Genomic DNA, 22567 nt, shown 5'->3' on the forward strand with positions numbered 1-22567 from the left:
ACCGTGGGTATACCAGGAAGTTACAAAAGTGGTACCGGTCAGCCAGCCCCCAATCGCCATGTAGGCGCAGGGGAACAACAACAGACCAGACCAGCCGACGAAGACGAATCGGTCGCGCTTTAGCCAGTCGTCGAGGACGTCGAACCATCCTCGCTGGGCTTGCGCTCGTCCCATTGCTATGGTCATTTCAAACCCTCTTATCTATAGCTAGAAATCCAGCATGTCTAGCATGCAAGACTTTGCAGGTTTATTGCAAAGCTGCGATCGCATTAACGGAAACCCTGTACTCTGTGAAACGAGTCTCAGCCCCGTCAATGCATCCTATTGAGAGCCACATAGAGCTCATAACTAGGAAATGCAGGTTTCTAATTATGATAGGGAGAGATCTAATTTTTTACAATCTGATACTTAAACTCTCAGAACATGACTGCATCAATTCAGACCAGTACCGATCGCGTTTTGAAATACTCCGTTCTGGGAGCCCGCCGCTTCAGCAACTATTGGTGGGCAACGATTGTGACCCTTGGAGCTACCGGTTTTTTCTTGGCTAGCTTGTCCAGTTACTTGCAAATTAATCTGTTGCCGTTTGCTGATCCCACTTCGCTGATTTTTATTCCTCAGGGCGTGGCCATGGGTTTCTACGGGATCGCTGGCATCACGCTCGCGAGCTATCTCTGGGTGATTATCGCCTTAGATGTCGGGGGCGGCTACAACGAGTTCAATAAAGAAACCAGTCAGGTGCGGATTTTTCGCGCAGGCTTTTTGGGAAAAAATCGGAAAATTGAAATTGAGTATCCTCTCGACAACGTGCAGGCGATTCGGGTGGATATTCGTGAAGGCTTGAATCCGAAGCGGGCGCTTTATCTGAGGGTAAAGGGTCGACCTGATATCCCCCTGACGCGGGTCGGTCAGCCTTTACCCTTGTCTGATTTAGAGAATCAGGGGGCAGAGCTCGCCCGGTTTTTGCAAGTGCCATTAGAAGGGCTATAGGCAAATGAGCCATTTAGTGCTGGGATAGCCAAGCGCATTGCTATCCCGGCTCGATGATAAGAAATTGGAAATTCGGCAATATGATGCAGCAACTGCGTAAATGGAGCTGGACGCTCTGCCTAGTCGTTATAGTCGTGGGCCTGACTGCCTGCACCAATACGGAAAATCCGAGTGCGACCGCCGAGTCGATGGACGAAGCCACGGCACTGGATGCCCCCGCAGAGGGGGCCACGGTGCCGACTGGGCTACCTGTTTTAACCGGTGTGGCGACCGTTGAAATGCAAATCAATGGCGGCACTGTCGTTATTGAGGTGGATGGTAACAGTGCACCGATCACGGCAGGTAATTTCGTTGATCTGGTGCAGCGCGGCGTTTACGACGGCGTATCTTTCCATCGGGTGGTCAAAACACCGGAACCCTTTGTTGTGCAGGGCGGCGATCCCCAGAGCAAAGATCCCTCGGTATCGCCTCAGATGTTGGGCACTGGCAGCTTTGTCGACCCTGACACCAATGAGCCCCGGTACATTCCGTTGGAAATTCAGCCCAGCGGTGCTGACACGCCTATCTACAGCCGGACCTTTGATGAGGCTCGGATCAGTGAGCCCCCAGCGTTGACTCATATGCGGGGAGCGGTGGCGATGGCGCGATCGCAACTGCCTGATTCAGCGTCGGCACAGTTTTACTTTGCGCTGGCTGATCTCCCCTTTTTGGATGGTAGCTACGCGGTGTTTGGTTACGTCACCGAAGGCATGGATGTCGTTGATAGCGTCGAACAGGGCGACATCGTCGACTCGGCAACGGTGGTGTCAGGAATTGAAAATCTCCAGCAGCCTGAATAGAAACTTTCAATGTCGGTGGTCGTGACGGGCATCGGTTTGGTGTCGGCGCTGGGGGCAAATGCCGGTCAAACTTGGCAACGTTTGCTCAGCGGCGAAAGTGCGATCGCTTTGCGGCAGCCGTTTTCTGACCTGGGGCCACGACCGCTCGCCATGCTCGGCAAGCAGTCCGCAGATTTAGACCCGCTGTTAATCACGGCGGCTCAAGCGGCAATTCAAGATGCGGGGTTGCCCGGTAAGTTGTCTGACTGTGGTGTCGTCATTGGCAGCAGTCGGGGCCACCAGGCGCAGTGGGAAAGGTTTCTGACCACTGGCATGATTGAGGGTTGGGAGTCCAGCTTGCCCCACATGGGGGCGATCGCGGTAGCGCGGCAACTGGGATCTCAAGGCCCGGTGCTGTCGCCCATGGCGGCCTGCGCCACGGGGGTGTGGGCGATCGCCCAGGGGGCGGACTTAATTCGCTCAGGACAATGCGATCGCGTCCTCGTCGGGGCCGGAGAAGCCGCCATTACGCCGTTAACGTTGGCCGGATTTGCACAAATGCGGGCCATGGCCACGACGGGTTGCTACCCCTTTGACCAGCGGCGCGAGGGCTTAGTGCTGGGGGAGGGGGCGGCGGTGCTGCTGCTGGAATCAGCCGCCGCTGCCCGCGATCGCTCAGCTCATATCTATGCCCGCCTGTTAGGGGCCGGTCTCACCGCTGACGCCAATCATGTCAGTGCGCCGGATGTGGCCAGTCACCAAGGTGGATTGGCCGCGATCCGGGTTTGCCTAGAACGCAGTCAGCTAACGCCGGATGCGGTGGATCTCATCCACGCCCACGGCACCAGCACGCGGTTGAATGATGCCTATGAGGGCGAGTTGATCCAGACCATTTTTCCGCCCTCGGTTTGGGTGACGGGGACCAAAGGCGCAACGGGGCATACCTTGGGCGCATCGGGCGCGATCGGCGCAGTGATGTGTGTACTGGCGCTACAGCAACAAACGGTGCCGCCTTGTGTGGGTCTGAGCAAACCCGCATTTGAGCTGCGGTTGCCTCAGACAGCGGTGCGAACGTCACTGACCACAGCCCTCTGCTTCAGTTTTGGCTTTGGCGGGCAAAATGCGGTGATCGCGCTGAGTACGCCTTAACGGTGGGATCAAAGCAGGCCCAGTGACCCGCGCTAATTTTGGGTGACGGCTTCTGGCGATCGCAGCCAAATCGGGGAGAGCTTTTCGCTATAGTGATGCTTGCGCTGATTTGCACGTTCTCAAAGGTATTGCCGTGGCTGTTGCCGTCGAATCGCTGCTCAACACTGGTATCAACAAACCCGCTCGCTATTTGGGTAACGAACTCGGAGCGGTTCACAAGCCCTGGCACGAGGTCGATGTCCGTTGGGTGCTCACCTACCCCGAAGTCTATGAAGTGGGGGCGTCGAACCTGGGGCACATCATTCTTTACAGCATTTTGAATGCTCAGCCCCGGCAGCTGTGCGATCGCGCCTACTTGCCCGCCGCCGATCTCACCACCAAGCTGGCCGAGGCCGACCTGCCCCTGTTTGCGGTGGAATCGCGGCGATCGCTGCCCGACTTCGACATTTTGGGCTTTAGCCTCGCCTATGAGCTGGGGGCGACCAACATTCTGGAAATGCTGACCCTGGCCCGCGTGCCCCTGACGGCCAAAGAACGGGAGGCGGACGGCCCTTGGAACGTGGAGACGGGCAGTTGGCCGCTCATTTTCGCCGGGGGACAGACCGCAACCTCTAATCCCGAGCCCTACGCGGAATTCCTGGATTTTGTGGCGATGGGCGATGGCGAGGAACTGCTGCCCGAAATCGGCCTCATTATCGAAGAGGGCAAGGCGGCTGGTCTTTCCCGCAAGGAATTGCTGCTGGATCTCGCCCAGGTGCCTGGGGTTTACGTGCCCCGGTTCTACGACATGGTGGCAGATGGCTCGGTGCATCCCAATCGGCCCGATGTGCCTGTCCGAGTGCTGCGACGGGTCGCCACGCCGATGCCTCATTACGCGATCGGGTTGGTGCCTTATGTGGAAACCGTGCACGATCGCCTGACGGTGGAAATTCGTCGCGGCTGTACGCGCGGCTGTCGCTTTTGCCAGCCGGGGATGCTCACTCGCCCGGCTCGTGATGTGGATACCACCGAAGTGGTGGACGCGATCGAAAAAGGGATGCGGGCGACCGGCTATAACGAGTTTTCGCTATTGTCCTTGAGCTGCTCCGACTATCTGGCACTCCCTGCTGTTGGGCTGGAAGTCAAAAATCGTCTGAAGGACGACAATATTTCCCTCTCATTGCCGAGCCAGCGGGTCGATCGCTTTGACGAAAATATCGCCAACATCCTCGGCGGGACGCGCCAAACCGGCCTGACCTTTGCCCCCGAAGCGGGCACCCAGCGCATGCGCGACATCATTAACAAAGGCTTGACCAACGAAGAACTGCTGCGCGGCGTAAAAACGGCCTATGAACAGGGGTGGGATCGGGTCAAGCTGTATTTCATGATTGGCCTACCAGGGGAAACCGATGCCGACGTGCTGGGCATTGCCGAAACGGTGCGCTGGCTGCAACAGGAATGCCGCCAACAAGGCCGTAAACCCCTGAAGGTGAATCTCACCATTTCCAATTTCACGCCCAAGCCGCATACGCCCTTCCAGTGGCACAGCGTTTCAACGAGCGAATTTTTGCGCAAGCAGAGACTGCTGGGGGATGAATTTCACCAGATGCGGGGCATTAAGTCTAATTTCACCGACGTGCGCATTTCCGCCATGGAAGATTTCGTCGGGCGGGGCGATCGCCGTCTCTCCGCCGTTGTTCGCCGCGCTTGGGAGCTAGGCGCGGGCATGGATTCTTGGTGGGAGAGTCTGAGTCGGGCCTTTGGGGCCTGGACGCAAGCGATCGACGAAGCGGGCCTGTCGTGGAAATATCGTCAGGTAGAGACGGGGGAATGGAACCTGATGGACACCCACGCGGCGGATCAGGCTAGCAATCTCGACAGTCCCCTCCCGTGGGATCACCTCGATACGGGCATTGACAAGCAGTGGCTCAAAGATGACCTCCAACGCGCTTTAGAAGCGGCTACGGTGCCGGACTGTTCCTTTGAAGGGTGCTCTCACTGCGGTATTTGTGGGCCAGACTTCGGCCATAACGTGGTCGTGCCGCCCCCCCCAATTCCTGAGTTCACTGGACATTTTCAGCCCAACAAAGACCGGGCGCAGCGGCTGCGCGTGTGGCTGGGTAAGCTGGGGGAATTATCCTTGCTCGGTCATCTCGATCTGGTACGACTGCTCGATCGCGCTGTGCGACGGGCGGCATTACCCGTGTCTTTTACCGGGGGCTACCATCCCGGACCGCGCATCTCTCCCGCCAATGCGTTGCCGTTAGGCGCGACCAGCACCGGTGAGATCATTGACTTTGAACTGACGCAACCCCTGGATTTAGAAGAGTTTCGGGCACGGTTGGCGGCGCAGTTGCCAGCCGATATGCCAATCTATGAGGTCGCCGACGTTGCGCTCAAGGATCCCTCAGCGACTAAATCGTTGGATCAAGCGGAATATGTCTTGGCCGTTGCCCTCGAAACAGAGGTGGATTCCCTGAATGCCCCCGACTGGCAGAGCTGGCTGGAGGACATTCTGCGCCACGAGGCGATCGCCTGGGAACACACCACCAAATCGGGCAAAAAGAAGCAAGTCAATTTGCGCGATCGCCTCTTTGAGTTGACGCTAGCTACCGCCGCCGAAGTAGCCCTCATGCCCGCCCGCATCCAAGGGAACAAAACGACGGCTCAAGCTATCATTCGATATAGAGGTAGCTGCCGTAATGACGGTACCCTGCTGCGTCCTGAGCATGTGGCTTACATGCTAGAACAGGCGGCAGGAGCGCCCATTCAGCTACTCCATGCCCATCGTTTGCGGCTCATTTTGCAGGCGGTCTCCATCGCTGCCTAAGGCCAATGAGAGGCGGTTTCCAGGTCAAGGAGTCACCGGAGACGGGCATTATTAACGTCATGCCGCGATCGCGGCGGTTTCGCCCATGCCATCTTTTGTCCAACTTTTTCTCACAGCGTGTTTACCACGGCTTGCTTGGGGGGGACTCCTGAGTGGCACTGTTCTGATTAGCAGCGGCCTCGGCAGTCGTGCGGTGGCCCAATCGCCAGCCCCGCCCCCGACTTCTGCAGCATTACCGGCTGAAGAGACGATGCTGCAACTCTTGATCGATATTCCGTCTAACTACGGCACTGATTTGGGCTTCTTGGATGAAGCTGCGGAAAGCTGGCCCATTGTATCCCAGGATTCGGTGTCGCTCTACCGGCCCACTTTGCCCAGCTTTTGGTGGAGTCGCGATCAATTACCGACCCTCTGGCGCGTCTCTAACGATACGACCGTGCGAGTGGAAGGGTATCGTTTGATCCGAGGATGGACGGCATTTTTCAGTCAAACTGCCGCCGCCCCTGTCATCGACGTGCAGGTGGATCCGCAATATTGGAACCGATTTAACGACTTTCAGCAATTTGCGGTATTGCGGCAACTTGGCACCGCTGGCATGAACTACGGGCACCACGTCAGAATCTATAACTCGATTGACTTGGCGGGAATCTATGCCTGTGACTTTAGCGATATTCCGGGCATTGGTGACACACCGACCCTGGAAGTGCCGCCATCTCAACTCCGGGATGTGAATTGTTCAGCCGAAGTCGGGGCGTTGGTAAACTATGCAATTCCTAATTTTGGCGACGACCTATTCGCGCCCCCGTAATTGCTGCCATAGCTGGTTGTAGTTAGCGATCGCGGCCTCCTCTAGCGGCTCCACAAATTCACTGTTTTGTAGTTGTTGGGGGGTGGGCATCACCGTGTTCGCCGCTAACTCAAAGTCGAAATCCACAGGTTGATCGGCTAATAATAGGGGCGACAGTCCCTGGGCTAATAAACTTAAAGACGTCACCACTTCGGGTTGCCACCAATAGCTGAGCCACGCTTGATCAACGTCAGAAAGCGGGGTGACATCCGGCGTTGTCGCCTGCAAATTGGGTTTAGTCCAAACATCTGCCGATAGCAGCGTGCCTGGTTCGGGGGCAACGGCTTGTAAATAGCGATAGCGCGACAGCAACAGCTGAATATCGCCCGACCACCCCACGGCTAAAGGCACGTCACCGATCACGAGCGACTGCAAATAGGTCGTAGTGTCATAGGCTTTGACCTGGGTGCGTAAGGTCTCCAGGGCCGACACCACATCGGCATGGCTGGCGGGGGCAGGATCATTCACGGAATGGTTGAACGCCTTGAGCATAAGCCCCAGCACCAGGCGCGGATGATCAGGCAAAATGATGCGCTCTTGGAGCTCTGGCCGCAAGAGATCAGCCCACGTCGCGGGCTCCCAGCCCAACGGCTGAAAAAAGCGACGGTCATACACCACCATGAGGTGGTTCCAACGGTAGGGCGTGCCCCACGTCGAGCCAGTCTCTGACAACAATCCTTGTGGATTACGCTGGAGTAAACGCGGCCAAATATCCGGCAGCGACTCCCATCCCGTCAAGGCGTCAGCATTGTCCAGCGGCCTAATGACCCCCTGTTGAATGGCCGGCCAGAGCCAATAATCACTGAGCAGTGCCCAGTCGACCCCCCGAGGCTGATTCCCCATCGTGGCTGACTGGGTGGTCTCTTGCCAAACCTGCAACTGCTGAAATAACGCCACCCCACTCTCTTGGGTTTTGAGACGGAGAGCGATCGCCTCCGATAGGCGGTTCTGCTGTATGTCTCGGAGCATTTGAGGCGACAACACCCCGGCAATGGCCGCTAATAACAACGTATTGTCTGAGCTACCTTGGCAAGCGGTCATAGGGGTCGCCAGAATGGCCATGAGCCCAATCAGCAAACTTCGTCGATCCATACAGTCCTAACCGTCATTCCAGAGAACGCAAAATCATGGCCAGTAGCTCTAGGCCAAAGTTCTACAAGCCTATCAAACCGATCGCCCTCACAGTTAATGGGGGAGGGTTGATCGGCTGCAGGCATGGGGGCCTGAAACGCTGTTGAGATCGGGCCGGATCAGGCGCACTCGCGCTGGACTGAGCTGAACGCCGCCGATTCAATCTCTGCTCTGGCTGCTGCTGCCGTGCCGCGATCGCCGATCAAGTCACCCCGAACTGTCTTACCGCGTACAATGACCGCCGTCAGTGCTAACCCCAATGCCTCACTCTGTGCTTCCCGTTCACTCATCAAAAGGGCTCAACCGCCCTAAAGACGGTAAAAACAACCTAAGGAAAAAAATGATATTTCCGCTCTGACAATTATCGCAGAATAACGCTATTTACTAACCGAAAAGCACTGAAAAACAGCGTCAAAATATCAAAATATCTGAATGCTAGAGGGCGATCGCCAGAGGCCATATTTTCCTGCATCATGCCCCATGCCGTAACCGCCTAATCACTTCAGGGTGGACACGATGACTATCGCCGATTTCACAGCGTTTTTGACTCAGTATCCTCAGTAGCATCTGACAGAGAATACCTTTAAGTCAGCCCCGAAATCCTTGAATCTAATAGAGTTTCAGTCAATACCAGCCAAGTCATCGCATTCACAGACCGACAATCCTGATCCATCAACGTCTTGAGCCTGACCGTTCGTGGATAATCAGCATGTCAATGGCCTGTGTCTTTATCTTTAAAAAGCAAGGAATCAGTCTCAAATTTGTGACCACTCAATTCATGCGATGTGCATTTTCCCAAAAAAGAGTTTACAAAAGAACACAGAACATCGATCGGTCCTGAGAGAGACCACTGTGCCTATTGCTAAAACCTGAAATTGACATGGAATATCTACAAACTTTAAATCCCTCTATAAAAATAGGGAATTGAAAAATACTGGCTATACGATGTGGATAATTCTATTCAGAGCTTTAGCGTCATATGCAACCAATCGAGTCACAGGTCACTTTGCTGACCCAGAAAGTTGACGCACTTCATCAGCTAATTGATCAAATCAATTATCGAGTCACAGAGATTTTGTCCTCTTCTCAGTCTCGCTCAGAAGCAGGTGTACTGCTCGATGATCGTTCTGCCACCTCAATGCCGCCAGTGGGTCACATCCACCGAGGCGAAGCCTTGCTCATGCATAAAGACATCCTGATGGATTCGGTCTATTTAGAATCTGATCGCACCAGCGAAGAAAGTACCGTATCACCGGAAATTCAAATTCAGCGGTTGACGGCTCAGCTCACCGCTGCCTATAACCGCATCGCCACTCTCGAAGAGCAGTTGTTGGCCAGCCGGGTGCATCACTAAACGGCGCAAACGCCTATGCAAATCAAGCCCCATAGCTAAAGCCCCGCCCAGCAGCAAGCTGCCGCTGAGCAAGTAGTATTCCTGACGGTTGAGCAATTCGGATCCGGCGTCGCAGTCCTCGCGATCGCATACAAGATTATCCTTGAGATGCCCCGCAAGCAGCCGGGCACCTGCTGGCAATCGCTCCACTTCGTTTCTCGCTTGGCGATCAAGCGCTAGGCTTTCGTGCAATCCAATATTTGCTAAAAAAGTGAATCTCCGTGTCAATCTCCGTGAAGCCCGATTGAGTCAGGCGATCGCTCAAATTGTCATGGGTGTAATCCCGATAAAACGGTTCGTGGAATAGCTCTGGAAAGTTGATCATCATCGGTTCTAGCTCCGGCGTATCAACCATCTGGATGGAATCGCAAATGATGAACGTGCCCCCTGGCTGAGTCACGCGATAAGCCTCATCAATCACCTGTTGCCGCACAGGTCCCGGTAACTCATGGAACAAGAAAACACACACCAGCGCATCAAAAAAGTCGTCACGGTAAGGCATATCTTCCGCCTGTCCCTGGACGAGTTGCGGCAGCGTACCGGGGGCTTCCGACAACAGCTGGTTGGCTTTGCGCAAATAGGCTGGCGATAGGTCAATCCCAAAGAGAGACACATCAGGGCAGACCGCGCGCACCATATTGAGCGTGCGAGCTGTCCCACAGGCCACATCTAGCACCTTGGGAAGCCGCCGATTAGCCGACGACTTATCGGCGACCTGAGTAGAGGTCACATCACCCGATAAGGCGGCTTTAAGCGGTTTCAAAATTCGTCGTCGCATGGGGTCTGCCGTGCCACCAAACAGCAGCTCAACCTGAGTGTCGTATAGATTGGCTGAGAGGTCGCTCAAATAGCCATTGGTTTGGTTATGAAAATTACGGCGGTAATAGCTGGGATAAAGAGTTGGGTCAATGTCTGAGTCAAACGCCGCAGTATCTGAAGATTCCATGCGATCCCAAAGGCCAGGGAGATCGAACCAGATCGCCGGATAATACTCGAAAAAATCCTGCCATGGATTATCGAACAACAAAGACTTGTCATAGAGGCCCGCTTCGGCATCTTGCCAATCAGTGTCGAGCAAGACTTGGCGGCGACGAGACACTTCGTCTAAAAATTCGGGCGTGATTGATTTCAATTCAAACTTGATACTGGGGCGCAGCCATGTCCGCAACTGAGTTGCGATCGCTTTATGACCCAGGCCAAAGTAGTTTTTACCATCTTGGAAGGCTTGATAAGCCAGCTTCGTTAAAGTGTCAGGCATTGCAAGTAACGCAGGAGTGGAATTCGAAAAATTGACAATTATTATGAATTGTAACGAATACCTCTTGCCGCTACCGAGATAGAAAGTATTTTTGCCCAAAAAAGAAAAAGCCGCCCGAAGGCGGCTTTTTAACCACAGATTCACAGAGGGAGTTGAACGCGCTGCTCAGGTCTAGCTGGCGACCTTAGCAATCGTAGTAGAGAGCCAACTCGTAAGGGTGAGGCCGTAACCGCATAGGGTTAACTTCGTTATCGAGCTTGTACTCAATCCAGTTTTGGATGAAATCTTCAGTAAAGACACCGCCTGAAATCAAAAACTCGTGATCTTCTTCCAGCGCCTTCAGCGCATCCAACAAAGACCCCGGCGTCGAAGGAATCTTCGCTAACTCTTCCGGGCTCAGGTCGTAGATGTCCACATCCAACGGATCACCGGGATCAATCTGATTCTTGATCCCATCAATGCCCGCACAGAGCATGGCAGCGAAGGCCAAGTAGGGGTTAGAGGTTGCATCTGGGCAGCGGAATTCTAGACGCTTCGCCTTCGGATTGTCACCCGACAGCGGAATCCGCACCGACGCGGAGCGGTTGCCCTGGGAGTACGCCAGGTTCACCGGTGCCTCAAAACCAGGCACCAAGCGCTTGTAAGAGTTGGTCGTCGGGTTGGTAAGGGCCAACAGTGCCGGAGCGTGCTTCAGAATGCCGCCGATGTACCACAGGGCCGTCTGACTCAGGCCCGCATACTTGTCGCCTGCCATCATGGGCTGTCCATCTTTCCAGATGGACTGGTGGGTGTGCATACCAGAGCCGTTGTCGTTAAACAAAGGCTTGGGCATAAAGGTGACGGTTTTACCGTACTTCTTAGCCACGTTCTTGATGCAGTACTTGTAAATCATTAACCAGTCAGCGGCCTGAATCAGCTCACCAAACTTGATCCCGAGTTCGCACTGACCACCGGTAGCAACCTCGTGGTGATGCTTCTCAATCGGCACGCCTAGGCTGGCCATCGTCAAAAGCATTTCGCTACGCATGTCTTGCGAAGTATCGGTCGGCGCAACGGGAAAGTAACCTTCTTTGTAGCGAGGTTTGTAAGCCAGGTTGCCGCCTTCTTCTTCGCGACCAGTGTTCCAGCGACCTTCCACGCTATCCACGTAGTAATAAGCAGAGTGCTCGTTTTGATCAAAACGAACGTCATCAAAAATGAAGAACTCAGCTTCTGGGCCAAAAAATGCAGTATCACCAATGCCACTCGACTTCAAATAGTCAAGGGCTTTCGTTGCCACCGCTCGAGGACACCGCTCGTACAACGCCCCAGTTCGCGGCTCCTTAATGGTGCAAATCATGCTCAAGGTTGGTTCCGCGTAGAAGGGATCGATCCAAGCCGTGTCTGGATCGGGCACCATCATCATGTCGGATTCGTTAATGGCCTTCCAACCCCGAATACTGGAACCATCGAAAGCAACACCATCAGTAAAACTGTCAGCATCAATCTGGCTGACGTGTAGGGTCAAGTGCTGCCAAATGCCCGGCAAATCGATGAATTTCAGATCGACTAATTGGATATTTTCATCCTGAATCTTTTTCAAGATGTCTTCAGCGGTCGCCATGTATTACTCCTTATTCTGTCCAAGTCCGCAAGGCAACTCGTATTTATTGGCTAGTACAGTAGACACCACGTTCAAGAAGTGACAAGGACTGCTGATCTCAAGAATGCAGTCGCTGTTGATCCTCTCAATGGTCAATGCACTTAAATTTTCAAGATGTCCGCGAACCGATTCTTAAAGTTATCTGATTCATCCTATGGATAGGGATTCGCGTCTTTTGTATCAGTTTTTACGAAAGCTCAAACCCGTTGTGCAGCCGACCATCCAATTCAGGACTCAGCCTGTCATCGGCTAGCAAATGGCGCACATTGGAGCAGCAAGATCGCTAGGACAAGCCTTGACAGCAATATTTTTGGATAAAACTCCCCTGGCTAGTGCGCGGCAACATGTTGCGAAACGTATCCGAATGTAACAATCAATGGGAGGTTTCTTTGTCTTTCTCATTGCAGTCACCTGTGCTCTCAGGTCGCGTGATAGACTGGCTTCTGGATTGCTCAAAAGTCGATGAGCCAAGCTTTTCGGTGATTTTTAGCTGAGTAGTTCAAGGGAAGTGATTCCCTGAAAATGCTGGTTTGAATTTGGCATTTTTTCTCATACGCGCGATCGCAATTCCGGTGCGACTGGGCTGGAATTTTTAAGACTGATTGGGAGAGGAACGTACATGCGGGATGCCGTAACGACATTAATCCGAAACTACGATTCGAGAGGCCGCTACTTGGATCAGCTGGCCCTCGATTCTCTGAAAGGCTATTTTGATACGGGCTTGGCGCGGGTGCAGGTGGCGACGATGATCAGCGGCAACGCGGCTGAAATTGTGAAGTCGGCCGCGAGTCAACTATTTGAGACGGTGCCGGAACTGATTCGTCCCGGTGGCAATGCCTATACCACCCGTCGCTATGCCGCCTGTCTGCGCGACATGGATTACTATCTGCGCTACAGCAGCTATGCCCTGGTGGCTGGCAACGACAACGTGCTGGATGAGCGGGTACTGCAAGGGCTGCGAGAAACTTACAATTCTCTAGGTGTGCCCATTGCCCCGACGGTGGTCGGCATTCAAATTATGAAGGATATGGTGAAAGCGAAGGCGGCAGCAGCGGGCATGGAAGACACTCGCTTTGTGGATCAGCCGTTTGACCACATTCTGCGCGAACTGAGTGAAGTGAGCGTTTGATCGGTAATTTTTTCTATTCCACTTGAGAAACTGGAATGTGGGGTGCCTAACGGTGCCCCTTTTTTTGTGCTGCTGATGGGAGTTGGACATGGTTTACGTTGCGGGGCTGGATTTTGGCACCTCTGGCGCGCGTCTAGTGGTCATGGATCAGGCTCAGCAGATTCTTGCCGAGGCGCGGGTCGGGTTTACTTCGACGGAGCGGTCGGGGGCTGACGTGTGGATACAAGCATTAGAGGCGTTGTTGAAGCAGGTGGAGCCGGGGGTGCGATCGCAGCTCTCGGCGATCGCGATCAACGGCACCTCGGCGACGGTCTTGCTCTGTGATGACCGGGGGCAGTCGGTAACCGAGCCCTTGCTATACAACGACGATCGCGGCCAAGCTTATTGCCCTCCGATAGCAGAAATCGCGCCTCCCGGCAGTCCCGCCCGCAGTGCCACCTCTAGCCTGGTGAAGCTGTTGTGGTGGCACGCGCATTTGTCGCCAGAGACGCGGCCACAAGCTCGATATTTTCTGCATCAGGCGGATTGGTTGGCAGCTCAACTACATGGCGATTTTGGGCGCAGCGACTATCACAATGCGTTGAAGCTGGGGTACGACGTGGGCACGTTGACTTACCCTGATTGGCTGTGGCAATTATTAGAAGCCGCCGGTGCAGAGCGCTGGCTGCCTCAGGTGCAGGCTCCGGGTACGTCGTTTGGACGGGTTACCGCAGCGGCCAGCGATCGCTACGGCCTCTCCCGCGACTGCATTGTGGTAGCGGGCACCACGGACAGTATTGCCGCCTTTTTGGCGAGCGGGGCGCAGGCTCCAGGCGATGCCGTCACGTCCCTCGGTTCGACCCTGGTGATCAAGCTCTTGAGCCACCAGCGGGTCGAAGACAGTCGCTATGGCATTTACAGTCACCGCTTAGGCGATTTGTGGCTGGTGGGAGGCGCGTCGAATACGGGGGGGGCGGTGTTGCGGCAGTACTTTACCGATGACGAATTGCAGATCTTAAGCCAGCAAATTGACGGCGATCGCCCTTCTAAACTGGACTACTATCCGCTGCCCCGTCCGGGAGAGCGTTTTCCCATCAATGACCCAAAACTGCCGCCGCGCTTGGCCCCGCGCCCCAGCGACCCAGCCGACTTTTTGCAGGGGCTGTTGGAAGGCATGGCCCGCATTGAAGCGCTGGGATACGAGCGACTCATCGCGTTAGGAGCCACGCCACCAACTCGCATTTTTACTGCGGGGGGCGGGGCGCAAAATTCCACCTGGGCCAAGATTCGTCAACGGTGGCTACCCGCCCCGGTCGTGACAGCAGGCTCCACAGAAGCCGCGATCGGGACGGCAAAATTAGCCCTGCAAGGCTTTGCCCACTCCCAAACAACGTCAGCGGAGAGTCAACTCAAACTGAGGTTGGGGCCAAAGTAAAGATCGACGCTGCGCAACCCCACCAACGATGGGTGGCCGCAATTTTCAGCAACGCGTTAGTAGGACAAGCACCCCCATACAAAAAGCCCCTCTGTTGACCTTGGAGCCAATAGAGGGGCGATCGCTCACAAGGAGCGAAAGGAAAAGTTGTCGGGCCACCCGCAGTGGCAGCCCCAAATGCGGGCCAGCTTAATCTAAGTCAAGCTGGTTGCCACGGCGATATTGCAGGTAAGCAGCCACAAACAAGCCACCCAACGTGACTGGGATGAGGCCTAACACAATTCCACTCAATAGAGGTTCAACCACGCCAAACGGCTCCTTACTAATGACAAGCAATCAGATTTTGGTGAGATTTTATTATCCCATCCCTGCCGAAAAGTACCCAGACCACAGCCCGAATCCCAGTCCACAGCTTAATTTTTCGCAACACAGAAACCTTAAAGGAAGCTGATTGTGCCTGCTTTCTGAGATATCTTTAAGCTATGTTAATAACGAAACGTAATTCTTCAGACGCTTTGGCTGATAACGCAATTAACCAGGATTTCTCTAAGTCACCGGCAGATGCTCAGCGCTGGCTGCTGTGGGCGGGCGTAGCGATCGCGTTCATATTGGCCGTGTTCTTCGTGGTGCGCCACGTCCAAGCTGCTGATCCTTACGTTCAAGAAGTTTTGGCGTTACAAGGCGATCGCGATCGCGGTCAAGAAATTTTTCAGATGAATTGCGCAGTTTGCCACGGGATGGAAGCCCACGGCGAAGTTGGCCCCAGTCTTTTGAGCGTTTCGGCCCGTAAATCGAAATCCAAATTGATTCAACAAGTAGTCAGCGGTAACACTCCGCCGATGCCTCAGTTTCAGCCCGAAGCCAAGGACATGGCAGACCTGTTGAAATATTTAGAACAGCTTTGATGTAGCCTCAACGGCTGCGCTGTCGGCAATTCATGAGTACGCTAAAAGGCCCGCGCAAAAATCAGGTGACTGTAGATTGAGTCTCGACTCCGCTCACCCTTCGAGCATTGAGCAAAATCGAGCCCCGATTAATCAAGTCCATTCTTTAGTATTTGTTTAACGTCAGCTCGGGTTAAGCCAAAACCGGTTACGTTCGCCTCTTGGTAGGGGCTAATGGGGTGGGTAAACCGCTGACCGACCCACCCCGTCCTGCGGACACCCCTCCATTGGAGGGGATTGAGGCTGCGGATAACTCTGAAAGTTCCTCTGCATCCTTTTTTATCCCGAACTCAGGTTATTTAACGTGCTTGGAAGATCCCCCGCCTTCATAGCTCTCAGGCCGGCGGATGAGGACGACGCTAGTTATATTCGCTGCCGAGCACATCGGATTGGGTATTCTCCGGCACAGGCCAGTCTTCGTTTTCGCCGCCGACAATGACCTGTTCAATCGCCACATAGTCATTACTGAACTGCTTCAGCGCATTGAGCAGCACATCCAGGGCCAATGCGTCCGAGGTGCCGAGGTCAAACCAGCAACGTGCCCAGAGCCCCTCATATTCCACGGCGCTCATGTTGTGCATCAGCGACACCAACGTGTCATCCGCTGGGGCATCGTCATAATGCATGTAGCTGATTTCGAGCCCGGTATCTTGCACTTGCAAGTTTTCGGCATTGAAGCCGCCGAGCTTGCCCAAGAAGAACCAGGAATTCAAAATCTCATCAATATATTGCTGCTCCATCGTGGAGGGCACAGTCCCAAACTGAATCCAAATCCAAAGATTGAAAAAGTCACACTCGCGAAATTGGATTTGCATACTAAGCTCTCACTTTTTCATCAACAGTAGGGGAGTGGTGCGCGGGAGGCACCCGTTTAAGGTTCGATCAACTGCAAGCTGCTGGGCAGTAAGGGGGCCACCCAGAGCCCTAACTCAGATTCTGAGTAGCGCGATCGCATCTGCTGCACGATCCCTGCCGCGGCGGCCTGGCTCGCGGTTAGGGTAAATAGGGTGGGGCCAGACCCCGACATCAAGGTGCCCAGCCCCCCGCAACTGGCTAGCGCCGCTTTCACCGCTTTGACCTCGGGGTGGGCAGGCAGCACGACTTTTTCCAGATCGTTATAGAGATGTTGGCCAATGGCGGGGCCATCTTGTTGGCCGATCGCCGCCATCATGGGGCTGGCATGGAGCTGATCTTGGCGTGTTGGGCCGACGGTGGCGACATCTAAATAGGTGTCGGCAAAGGCTTGGCGATAACTTTTATAGGCCCAGGGAGTGGAAACTGACAGCGCGGGCGCTTTGGCTAAGACCACATACAGCCCGTCCAAACCGTGCAGAGTATCGATTTGCTCACCCCGTCCGGTGGCGATCGCCGTGCCCCCGGCAATGCAAAAAGGAATGTCAGATCCGAGCTCGGCGGCCAGGGTTTGCAGTTCAATTTGGGTAAGGCCCAGTTGCCACAGCAGGTCTAGCCCCACGAGGACGGCGGCAGCATTGGTGGATCCCCCGGCGAGGCCAGCCCCGACCGGGATATTTTTCTCAATCGTAATTTCGACCCCACCCTGCTGCCCCATGATTTTTGGGAACCGCTGCTGGAGTAGCGCTGCCGCCTGATAAGCCAGGTTGGTGGCATCACTGGGCACCGCAGGATGATCGCACCGGAGGCGGATTTCATGGGGGAGAATGCGGCGCACGGTGACCCGGTCGGCCAACCCCACGCTTTGCATGACCATGACGAGTTCGTGGTAGCCGTCGGGGCGATCGCCCACCACCTCTAAATACAAGTTAATCTTGGCCGCGGCTGATAGGGAATAAGAATCCATAGCTCCTTCCGTAAACCAGGCCGCGCGTTCTGGCAGTTTCTCAATGCCAGAGCGGTGACCCTTAGGATGAATATCCTTCCTCAAGCATCTTATTACTCAACGCCACCCAATCGGTCACACTCAGGTCTTCGGCCCGCACATTCTCCGCAATCTCTAAGGTCGCTAGCAACGCCAAGAGCGGCGATCGCTCAATCAACGCCGATAAATTATTGCGCAACATTTTGCGCTTGCTGCCAAAGCCCAACTTCAGCAAACGTTCTAACAAATCGGGATCGGTCGCCACTTGGGGAAAGGGACGTGGCCGCAGACGAATCACTGCCGACATCACTTTGGGCGGCGGCTGAAAGGCCTTGGGCGGCACGGGACAAATAATTTCGCAGTCCGCCAGGTATTGCACTTTGACGGTCAAACTGCCGGTGGCTCTGGATCCCGGCGCGGCGCAGAGGCGATCGGCAATTTCTTGCTGCACCAGCAGCACAATTGAGTCAAACGGCTGCGGATTGGGGGCCGCGATCGTGCCCAGCAGTTTTTCCAGAATGGGGCCGGTAATGTAATACGGGATATTTGCGACGACTTTGTTAGGGAAATCCCCAGACATGGCAGCGGCAACTTGCGGCCAACCGAGTTGCAAAATATCCCCCTCAATCAATTGGAAGTTGGCGGCATCAGCAAATTGGGGGCGTAACCGGCGAGACAAATCGCGGTCAATCTCGATCGCTAGCAGCTCGGCGACCTGGGGCAACATCCGCTGGGTCAAAATCCCGGTGCCAGGGCCAATTTCGAGGATGCGATCGCTGGCTTGCAGTTCTGCCGCCGCAATGATGTTGGCCAGCACCGATTCGCTCTTCAACCAGTGCTGACCAAAACGTTTTCGGGTTTTTGCAGAAAAGGTCATGCTGCCGCTCAGATCCAGAATTAGTAGGGCTTTATCCTACCTTATGCCTGAAAGACAGCCCCCTGATGTGCCAGGCCGACGGCGGCGCTGCCTCCCTCACCCTCCTATACTGTGGAAGCACTACGAACGTCAGCTGAACAGGCTATCGATAAACTGCTCTGACCGAGCCAGCAGGTTCTCCAAGGAGTCCGCGTTTTCGCAAAGAAATGTCTCACAGACGACAAGTGTGGTGTAGTAAACAACATTTTCTGGGGCTGCTTGTTACAGTAAATACCCATCTTTAGGAACTGATCGCTTCTCGCCGTGTGTATCCGCTATGCAACAGAGCCATTCTCTTGATTTCAAGCTCGTTCAGCGGGTGTGTCTACTTCAGCAAGCCCTCGACCAAGCCTTAGAGTCCTTAGACGAACTGACCGCACAAGTCCAGGATAAGTACTGGATTGAGACTCAGCTCGCCAGCACTGAGAAGTACGCCAACGTTCAGCAGCAAGCGATTAATCATCTCAAGCAGCAGTTGACACAATTCACCGATATTCAGGATCACCTGTTAGGGGTGATGGGGTTTCGGTTGAATGAATTGATCGACCAGCAGCAGCAGGGATTTGACCAGCTCAATCTGCAATTTCAACAAAGCCACACAGAGTTGCAAACCTATCTGCAATACCTCACCCAGCAACAGCAAACCGGCTCACTGGCGGCTCAGGATACGAGCGCTCATTATCGGGCGCTGGCAGAAGAGGTGATGGTGGCGAGATCGATGGCGGTGCATTTGAGCCAGTATTTGGGACTGGCGAAGCAGCATCTGGGCCAGCTTAATGCCGAGTTGGCCAATCACCACCTCAATCTGAGCCAGATCATCCAGACCATTCAAGCGATGATTGCGGAACTGGGGAAGTTTGATCAACATGCGACTACTCGGGCGGCTCCGTCGTCCCCCTCACCCCCCGCCGTGGTGCCGGTAACAGAGGCGCGATCGCCGGTTGCCCTCCACACCCCGGAAACCCCGGATGTTGAGACGCTGCAAGGGACAGTGCGGCGACAAGAAGCGCGGATTCAAGAGCTACAAAGTGCTTTGGCCCAGCACGTCGCTCAGGAAACTCGACTACGCCAACGGTGCCAACAAGTTGCCGCCGAGCGCGATTATTACCGCCGACAGCTACAGCAACAACCTTTCTCCCTGACCGAACTCAGGCGTGAACAACCATCATCGGTTCCGGCCTCGCCATCATCTCAACCTTCGGCCAACAGCCCACTGCCAGTGCCTCCGCCTTTGCTCAAGCGATCGCAGCCGATTCAGCCCTTGCGATTGCCCGAAGAGTCGTGAGCCGAGCCCAGAACAAGCCGTCTTGATCGTGGCTCAAAAACCACTTTCAGCTCTGACCAACGGCTGGAGTTTTCGCGATCGTGGATCGGGATAATTTCGCTATCAACAACATGGGCACCGTTGCATTGACACCCGCAGCAGTCGCGTTCGGGGATATCCCGAGCCTGAATAATTGTCCTTAAAGTTGGCCCGTCCGCTCAGAGAGCGATCGCTGACCCTCACTCAACTGCCCTGAGCACCTTGGCGGGGCCACCCTTTACCGAAACCCCACGGTTCTCTCGTATCTGAGCGACCCAGATACCAGGACACTGGCAGGTTAGGATCACTCCAGTGACGGCTGTTGTTAATTCTGTGTGACCCATCATGAAACGACTCCATATCGCGATCGCCACCCACGATATTGCCGCCACCGTTCGAGACTACACCCAGCGCTTGAGGGCAGAACCAGTCGTCGTAGTGCCGGGAGAATATGCCCTGTGGCGCACCGAGACCCTGAATGTTTCCGTTCGCCAGGACTCCACTTGCGAACCGGGAGTGCTGCGACATCTCGGTTGGGAAGACGATGAAGCCCCTACATTGACCACCGACACCGACTGCAATGGCCTGCTGTGGGAGCACTTTGCCGCCCACCACCAAGCGGCAGAAATCCACGAAATTTGGCCTAATACCCACTATGTCGCCGAGTCTGCACTCTGATGTACTGCCTACCCCTCCGGCGCGGCAAACTGCTGGACAACATAGAGGAGAGAGGCGCTTTGGCCCTGGGGGGTGGGTAAACTAAGTCTGAATTTTTGCAAACTGGGACGAGGATACTTGCATGGCTTACGAAAACGAGTTGGCGATCGCGCAAAAAGCCGTCATAGCCGCCGCGCAACTTTGCGAAACGGTGCGTCGCGACATGGTGCCCGAAGCGATGGAAAAACAGGACAAAAGCCCCGTCACTGTCGCCGACTACGGCTCTCAAGCCATTATTTGTAAGGCGCTGAGCGAGGCGTTTCCCAATGATCCAGTCGTGGGTGAAGAAGACGCTGCTGAGTTGAAGCAGCCAGAGATGCGCGATCGCCTTCAGCAAGTCACCCAGTTCGTCGAGGGCGTGATTGGCACCGTCATGCCTGAGGACGTGACCCGGTGGATTGACCACGGCAACGGGGCGGCTGCCAAACGCTTTTGGACGCTTGACCCGATCGACGGCACCAAAGGATTTTTGCGCGGCGACCAGTATGCGATCGCCCTGGCGCTGATCGAAGACGGCGACCTGAAAGTCGGCATCCTGGGCTGTCCGGCGCTGGATCTGGGCCAGGGCACCACTGGCTTGCTCTTTACGGCTGTGCGCGGCGAGGGTACCTATATGCAACCCATCGCAGGCGGCGAAGCCCAGCAAGTCAAAGTCGTGCAACCCGGTGACAGCGCGCGGCTACGCTTTGTCGAGAGTGTGGAAGCCAGCCACGGCAACCAGTCCGAGCAAGAAGCGGTAGCCAAAGCCGTCGGCATCACCCAAGCCTCTGTGCGCATGGATAGCCAAGCCAAGTATGGGGCCGTCGCTGCCGGAGAAGCCGCCTTATACCTGCGCCTGCCATCGCCCAAATATCCCGACTATCGCGAAAAGATTTGGGATCATGCGGCGGGGGCGATCGTGGTGGAAGAAGCGGGGGGCAAGGTGACGGACATGTACGGTAAGCCGCTTGATTTTTACTCGGCGGCCAAGATGAACGATAACCGAGGGGTGGTTGTGAGCAACGGCATCATTCACACCGATGTGATGTCGGCTTTACAGACCGGCTAGGGATGGGCAAACAAATGACACCCCAGTTGAGGCGGGTGGATGAGTAAAGGAGGGGACGGTTCCCTATCGGAGTCACCAATATTTTAGGGAGCAGGTGAGGGAACCGTCCCCTGAATGCAGCATCATGGTCGAGGGCACTTACTGGGCCACAATGTCGGCTCGCGATCGCGGCATCACCTCATCATTCTTATCAAACTGGCTGCTAAACCCCGTCACCTCGATCCGTTGGCCCACGGTTAAATACTCCAATTCCTCAGGGGCAATGCCCGTCGTCTTGGCGATGTAAATTTGAATTTCACCCGTCTCATCCCGAATCCACAGGCGATCGCCATAGGGCGCGTCGGCCTTGAGCGGTTGGCTAATCTGCCCCCGCACCGTCACCATCTGACCATCCAACACTTGGCCCGCCTGCGCCGTTGAAGTCACCCGTGGCGAAATCGGTAACAGTGGTCGCCGACTGCGAACCCAATCCGTTAAGCGCAACATTTGCTGACCGTGACCATCATTGATCAGTTCACCCGTCACCTGGATTATGTCGCCTACCCGTAGCGATAAAGGCTCCTGCGTGGTTACGTAAATACCGCCTGTCACATCTTGCAGGGCAAAGCCCGCGTCCAGATTGGCGGACTCAAATGCGCCGCTGGGCACTGTGACCCGGCCCGTCACCGTCACCGCTGCCCCCTCGGGCAGATGACGGGCCGAATGAATAAAACAGGTTTGCGGAAAGGCGATCGCGCCATCGGGCATCGTCAGCCATACCGCTACGACTAGCAGCCCAGCCACCATCAGACGTTGTCCTGCTGTTGCCATCTCAACCAGTTGCTGTGCTGCCATGACTCACTCATGAGTAAACTCTGTGATCAGAATCACTGTATACCGAGGAGGCAGATCAGCCTGGCAGCGTTGAGAAAGTCCTTAACAATAAAACTGGCTGCGATGGAGCACGATTTCACCATGGCTGGGGAGGCTCGCGATCCAAGTCGTGGCCGATTCGGACAACAGCAGCTGGGCTTTGCGCAGTTGGGGACCGACAGGCGATTGGATTAACGTGACCCAATCGCCTCGGTGCGGGGCCAGTAAACAGTGAGGGGGTCGGTGTGGGCGATCGCTCTCTAGCTGCGGTTGCAGCACACAACCCGGAAATTTAGTCAGAGGAGACATGGCAGTCACCATCGAGTGGGGCGGGGCAGTCGTTGAGCGTTCCTGAAACGTGTCGAAGGAT

Annotated in this window: 22 protein-coding genes and 1 pseudogene; 12 read left to right on the forward strand and 11 right to left on the reverse strand. The window is 55.1% G+C overall.

Annotated elements, in window-relative coordinates:
* Positions 1-186: pseudogene (locus JUK32_RS17995) on the reverse strand (photosystem II D2 protein (photosystem q(a) protein)); the annotation flags it as partial.
* Positions 187-423: 237 nt separating this feature from the next.
* On the opposite strand from JUK32_RS17995, the gene JUK32_RS18000 reads away from it, so the two are divergent.
* From JUK32_RS18000 to JUK32_RS18020, 5 genes are all read left to right on the forward strand, one after another.
* Positions 424-990 (forward strand): photosystem I assembly protein Ycf4, encoded by a 567-nt coding sequence (locus tag JUK32_RS18000; protein WP_204140251.1) that lies wholly within the window; start codon positions 424-426, stop codon positions 988-990.
* Positions 991-1070: 80 nt separating this feature from the next.
* Positions 1071-1829: a peptidylprolyl isomerase gene (locus tag JUK32_RS18005; RefSeq protein ID WP_204140252.1), complete on the forward strand. Its 759-nt coding sequence runs from the start codon at positions 1071-1073 to the stop codon at positions 1827-1829.
* A 9-nt stretch (positions 1830-1838) separates the two neighbouring features.
* On the forward strand, positions 1839-2957 hold the full coding sequence (locus tag JUK32_RS18010) for a beta-ketoacyl-ACP synthase (protein ID WP_204140253.1): 1119 nt from the start codon (positions 1839-1841) through the stop codon (positions 2955-2957).
* A 133-nt stretch (positions 2958-3090) separates the two neighbouring features.
* Positions 3091-5766 carry a TIGR03960 family B12-binding radical SAM protein gene (locus JUK32_RS18015; RefSeq protein WP_204140254.1) on the forward strand — a complete coding sequence of 892 codons (2676 nt, stop codon included), beginning with the start codon at positions 3091-3093 and terminating at the stop codon, positions 5764-5766.
* Between the two features lie 85 nt (positions 5767-5851).
* Entirely contained in the window at positions 5852-6574 is a 723-nt protein-coding gene (locus tag JUK32_RS18020; RefSeq protein ID WP_204140255.1) for a hypothetical protein, read from the forward strand.
* Here JUK32_RS18020 and JUK32_RS18025 read toward each other — a convergent pair.
* Both JUK32_RS18025 and JUK32_RS18030 read right to left on the reverse strand, forming a co-directional pair.
* The gene (locus JUK32_RS18025; RefSeq protein WP_204140256.1) at positions 6557-7705 is read right to left on the reverse strand and encodes an extracellular solute-binding protein; all 1149 of its coding nucleotides are present in this window, start codon (positions 7703-7705) and stop codon (positions 6557-6559) included. The two genes, JUK32_RS18020 and JUK32_RS18025, sit on opposite strands and share 18 nt — an antisense overlap.
* A gap of 158 nt (positions 7706-7863) precedes the next feature.
* Entirely contained in the window at positions 7864-8034 is a 171-nt protein-coding gene (locus JUK32_RS18030; RefSeq protein WP_204140257.1) for a hypothetical protein, read from the reverse strand.
* 785 nt (positions 8035-8819) lie between these two features.
* Here JUK32_RS18030 and JUK32_RS18035 point away from each other — a divergent pair.
* Positions 8820-9098, forward strand: a complete 279-nt coding sequence (locus JUK32_RS18035; RefSeq protein ID WP_239112806.1) for a hypothetical protein — start codon at positions 8820-8822, stop codon at positions 9096-9098.
* A gap of 208 nt (positions 9099-9306) precedes the next feature.
* On the opposite strand, the gene JUK32_RS18040 is transcribed toward JUK32_RS18035, so the two are convergent.
* Together JUK32_RS18040 and glnA are read right to left on the reverse strand one after the other, a co-directional pair.
* Positions 9307-10395 (reverse strand): class I SAM-dependent methyltransferase, encoded by a 1089-nt coding sequence (locus JUK32_RS18040; protein ID WP_204140259.1) that lies wholly within the window; start codon positions 10393-10395, stop codon positions 9307-9309.
* Between the two features lie 184 nt (positions 10396-10579).
* Positions 10580-11998 (reverse strand): type I glutamate--ammonia ligase, encoded by a 1419-nt coding sequence (gene glnA / locus JUK32_RS18045; protein ID WP_204140260.1) that lies wholly within the window; start codon positions 11996-11998, stop codon positions 10580-10582.
* Between the two features lie 658 nt (positions 11999-12656).
* Between glnA and apcB the strand changes: the two genes are divergently transcribed.
* Positions 12657-13166 (forward strand): allophycocyanin subunit beta, encoded by a 510-nt coding sequence (gene apcB, locus JUK32_RS18050; RefSeq protein WP_204140261.1) that lies wholly within the window; start codon positions 12657-12659, stop codon positions 13164-13166.
* Positions 13167-13254: 88 nt separating this feature from the next.
* Positions 13255-14580, forward strand: a complete 1326-nt coding sequence (locus JUK32_RS18055) for an FGGY-family carbohydrate kinase (protein WP_204140262.1) — start codon at positions 13255-13257, stop codon at positions 14578-14580.
* Positions 14581-14769: 189 nt separating this feature from the next.
* Here JUK32_RS18055 and petG read toward each other — a convergent pair whose 3' ends face one another.
* Positions 14770-14886 carry a cytochrome b6-f complex subunit V gene (gene petG / locus JUK32_RS18060; protein WP_204140263.1) on the reverse strand — a complete coding sequence of 39 codons (117 nt, stop codon included), beginning with the start codon at positions 14884-14886 and terminating at the stop codon, positions 14770-14772.
* A 269-nt stretch (positions 14887-15155) separates the two neighbouring features.
* Here petG and JUK32_RS18065 point away from each other — a divergent pair, with 269 nt between their 5' ends.
* Positions 15156-15485, forward strand: a complete 330-nt coding sequence (locus JUK32_RS18065) for a c-type cytochrome (protein WP_375541583.1) — start codon at positions 15156-15158, stop codon at positions 15483-15485.
* Between the two features lie 398 nt (positions 15486-15883).
* Here JUK32_RS18065 and JUK32_RS18070 read toward each other — a convergent pair whose 3' ends face one another.
* From JUK32_RS18070 to rsmA, 3 genes are all read right to left on the reverse strand, one after another.
* Positions 15884-16339, reverse strand: coding sequence for a DUF3531 family protein (locus JUK32_RS18070; protein ID WP_204140265.1), 456 nt, complete (start codon positions 16337-16339; stop codon positions 15884-15886).
* A 56-nt stretch (positions 16340-16395) separates the two neighbouring features.
* Positions 16396-17343 (reverse strand): 4-(cytidine 5'-diphospho)-2-C-methyl-D-erythritol kinase, encoded by a 948-nt coding sequence (ispE, locus tag JUK32_RS18075; protein ID WP_204140266.1) that lies wholly within the window; start codon positions 17341-17343, stop codon positions 16396-16398.
* Between the two features lie 61 nt (positions 17344-17404).
* Positions 17405-18238, reverse strand: coding sequence for a 16S rRNA (adenine(1518)-N(6)/adenine(1519)-N(6))-dimethyltransferase RsmA (gene rsmA / locus JUK32_RS18080; RefSeq protein ID WP_204140267.1), 834 nt, complete (start codon positions 18236-18238; stop codon positions 17405-17407).
* A gap of 316 nt (positions 18239-18554) precedes the next feature.
* Between rsmA and JUK32_RS18085 the strand changes: the two genes are divergently transcribed.
* From JUK32_RS18085 to JUK32_RS18095, 3 genes are all read left to right on the forward strand, one after another.
* Complete coding sequence (locus JUK32_RS18085) at positions 18555-19562, forward strand: hypothetical protein (RefSeq protein ID WP_204140268.1); 1008 nt, start codon at positions 18555-18557, stop codon at positions 19560-19562.
* 363 nt (positions 19563-19925) lie between these two features.
* Entirely contained in the window at positions 19926-20258 is a 333-nt protein-coding gene (locus JUK32_RS18090) for a hypothetical protein (protein ID WP_204140269.1), read from the forward strand.
* Positions 20259-20379: 121 nt separating this feature from the next.
* On the forward strand, positions 20380-21345 hold the full coding sequence (locus JUK32_RS18095) for a 3'(2'),5'-bisphosphate nucleotidase (protein ID WP_204140270.1): 966 nt from the start codon (positions 20380-20382) through the stop codon (positions 21343-21345).
* Between the two features lie 138 nt (positions 21346-21483).
* On the opposite strand, the gene JUK32_RS18100 is transcribed toward JUK32_RS18095, so the two are convergent.
* Both JUK32_RS18100 and JUK32_RS18105 read right to left on the reverse strand, forming a co-directional pair.
* The gene (locus JUK32_RS18100) at positions 21484-22179 is read right to left on the reverse strand and encodes a hypothetical protein (RefSeq protein ID WP_204140271.1); all 696 of its coding nucleotides are present in this window, start codon (positions 22177-22179) and stop codon (positions 21484-21486) included.
* An 81-nt stretch (positions 22180-22260) separates the two neighbouring features.
* Positions 22261-22506 carry a hypothetical protein gene (locus JUK32_RS18105; protein ID WP_204140272.1) on the reverse strand — a complete coding sequence of 82 codons (246 nt, stop codon included), beginning with the start codon at positions 22504-22506 and terminating at the stop codon, positions 22261-22263.
* Between the last annotated feature and the right edge of the window lie 61 nt (positions 22507-22567).

Source organism: Halomicronema sp. CCY15110, from assembly GCF_016888165.1.
Taxonomy (GTDB): domain Bacteria; phylum Cyanobacteriota; class Cyanobacteriia; order Phormidesmidales; family Phormidesmidaceae; genus Halomicronema.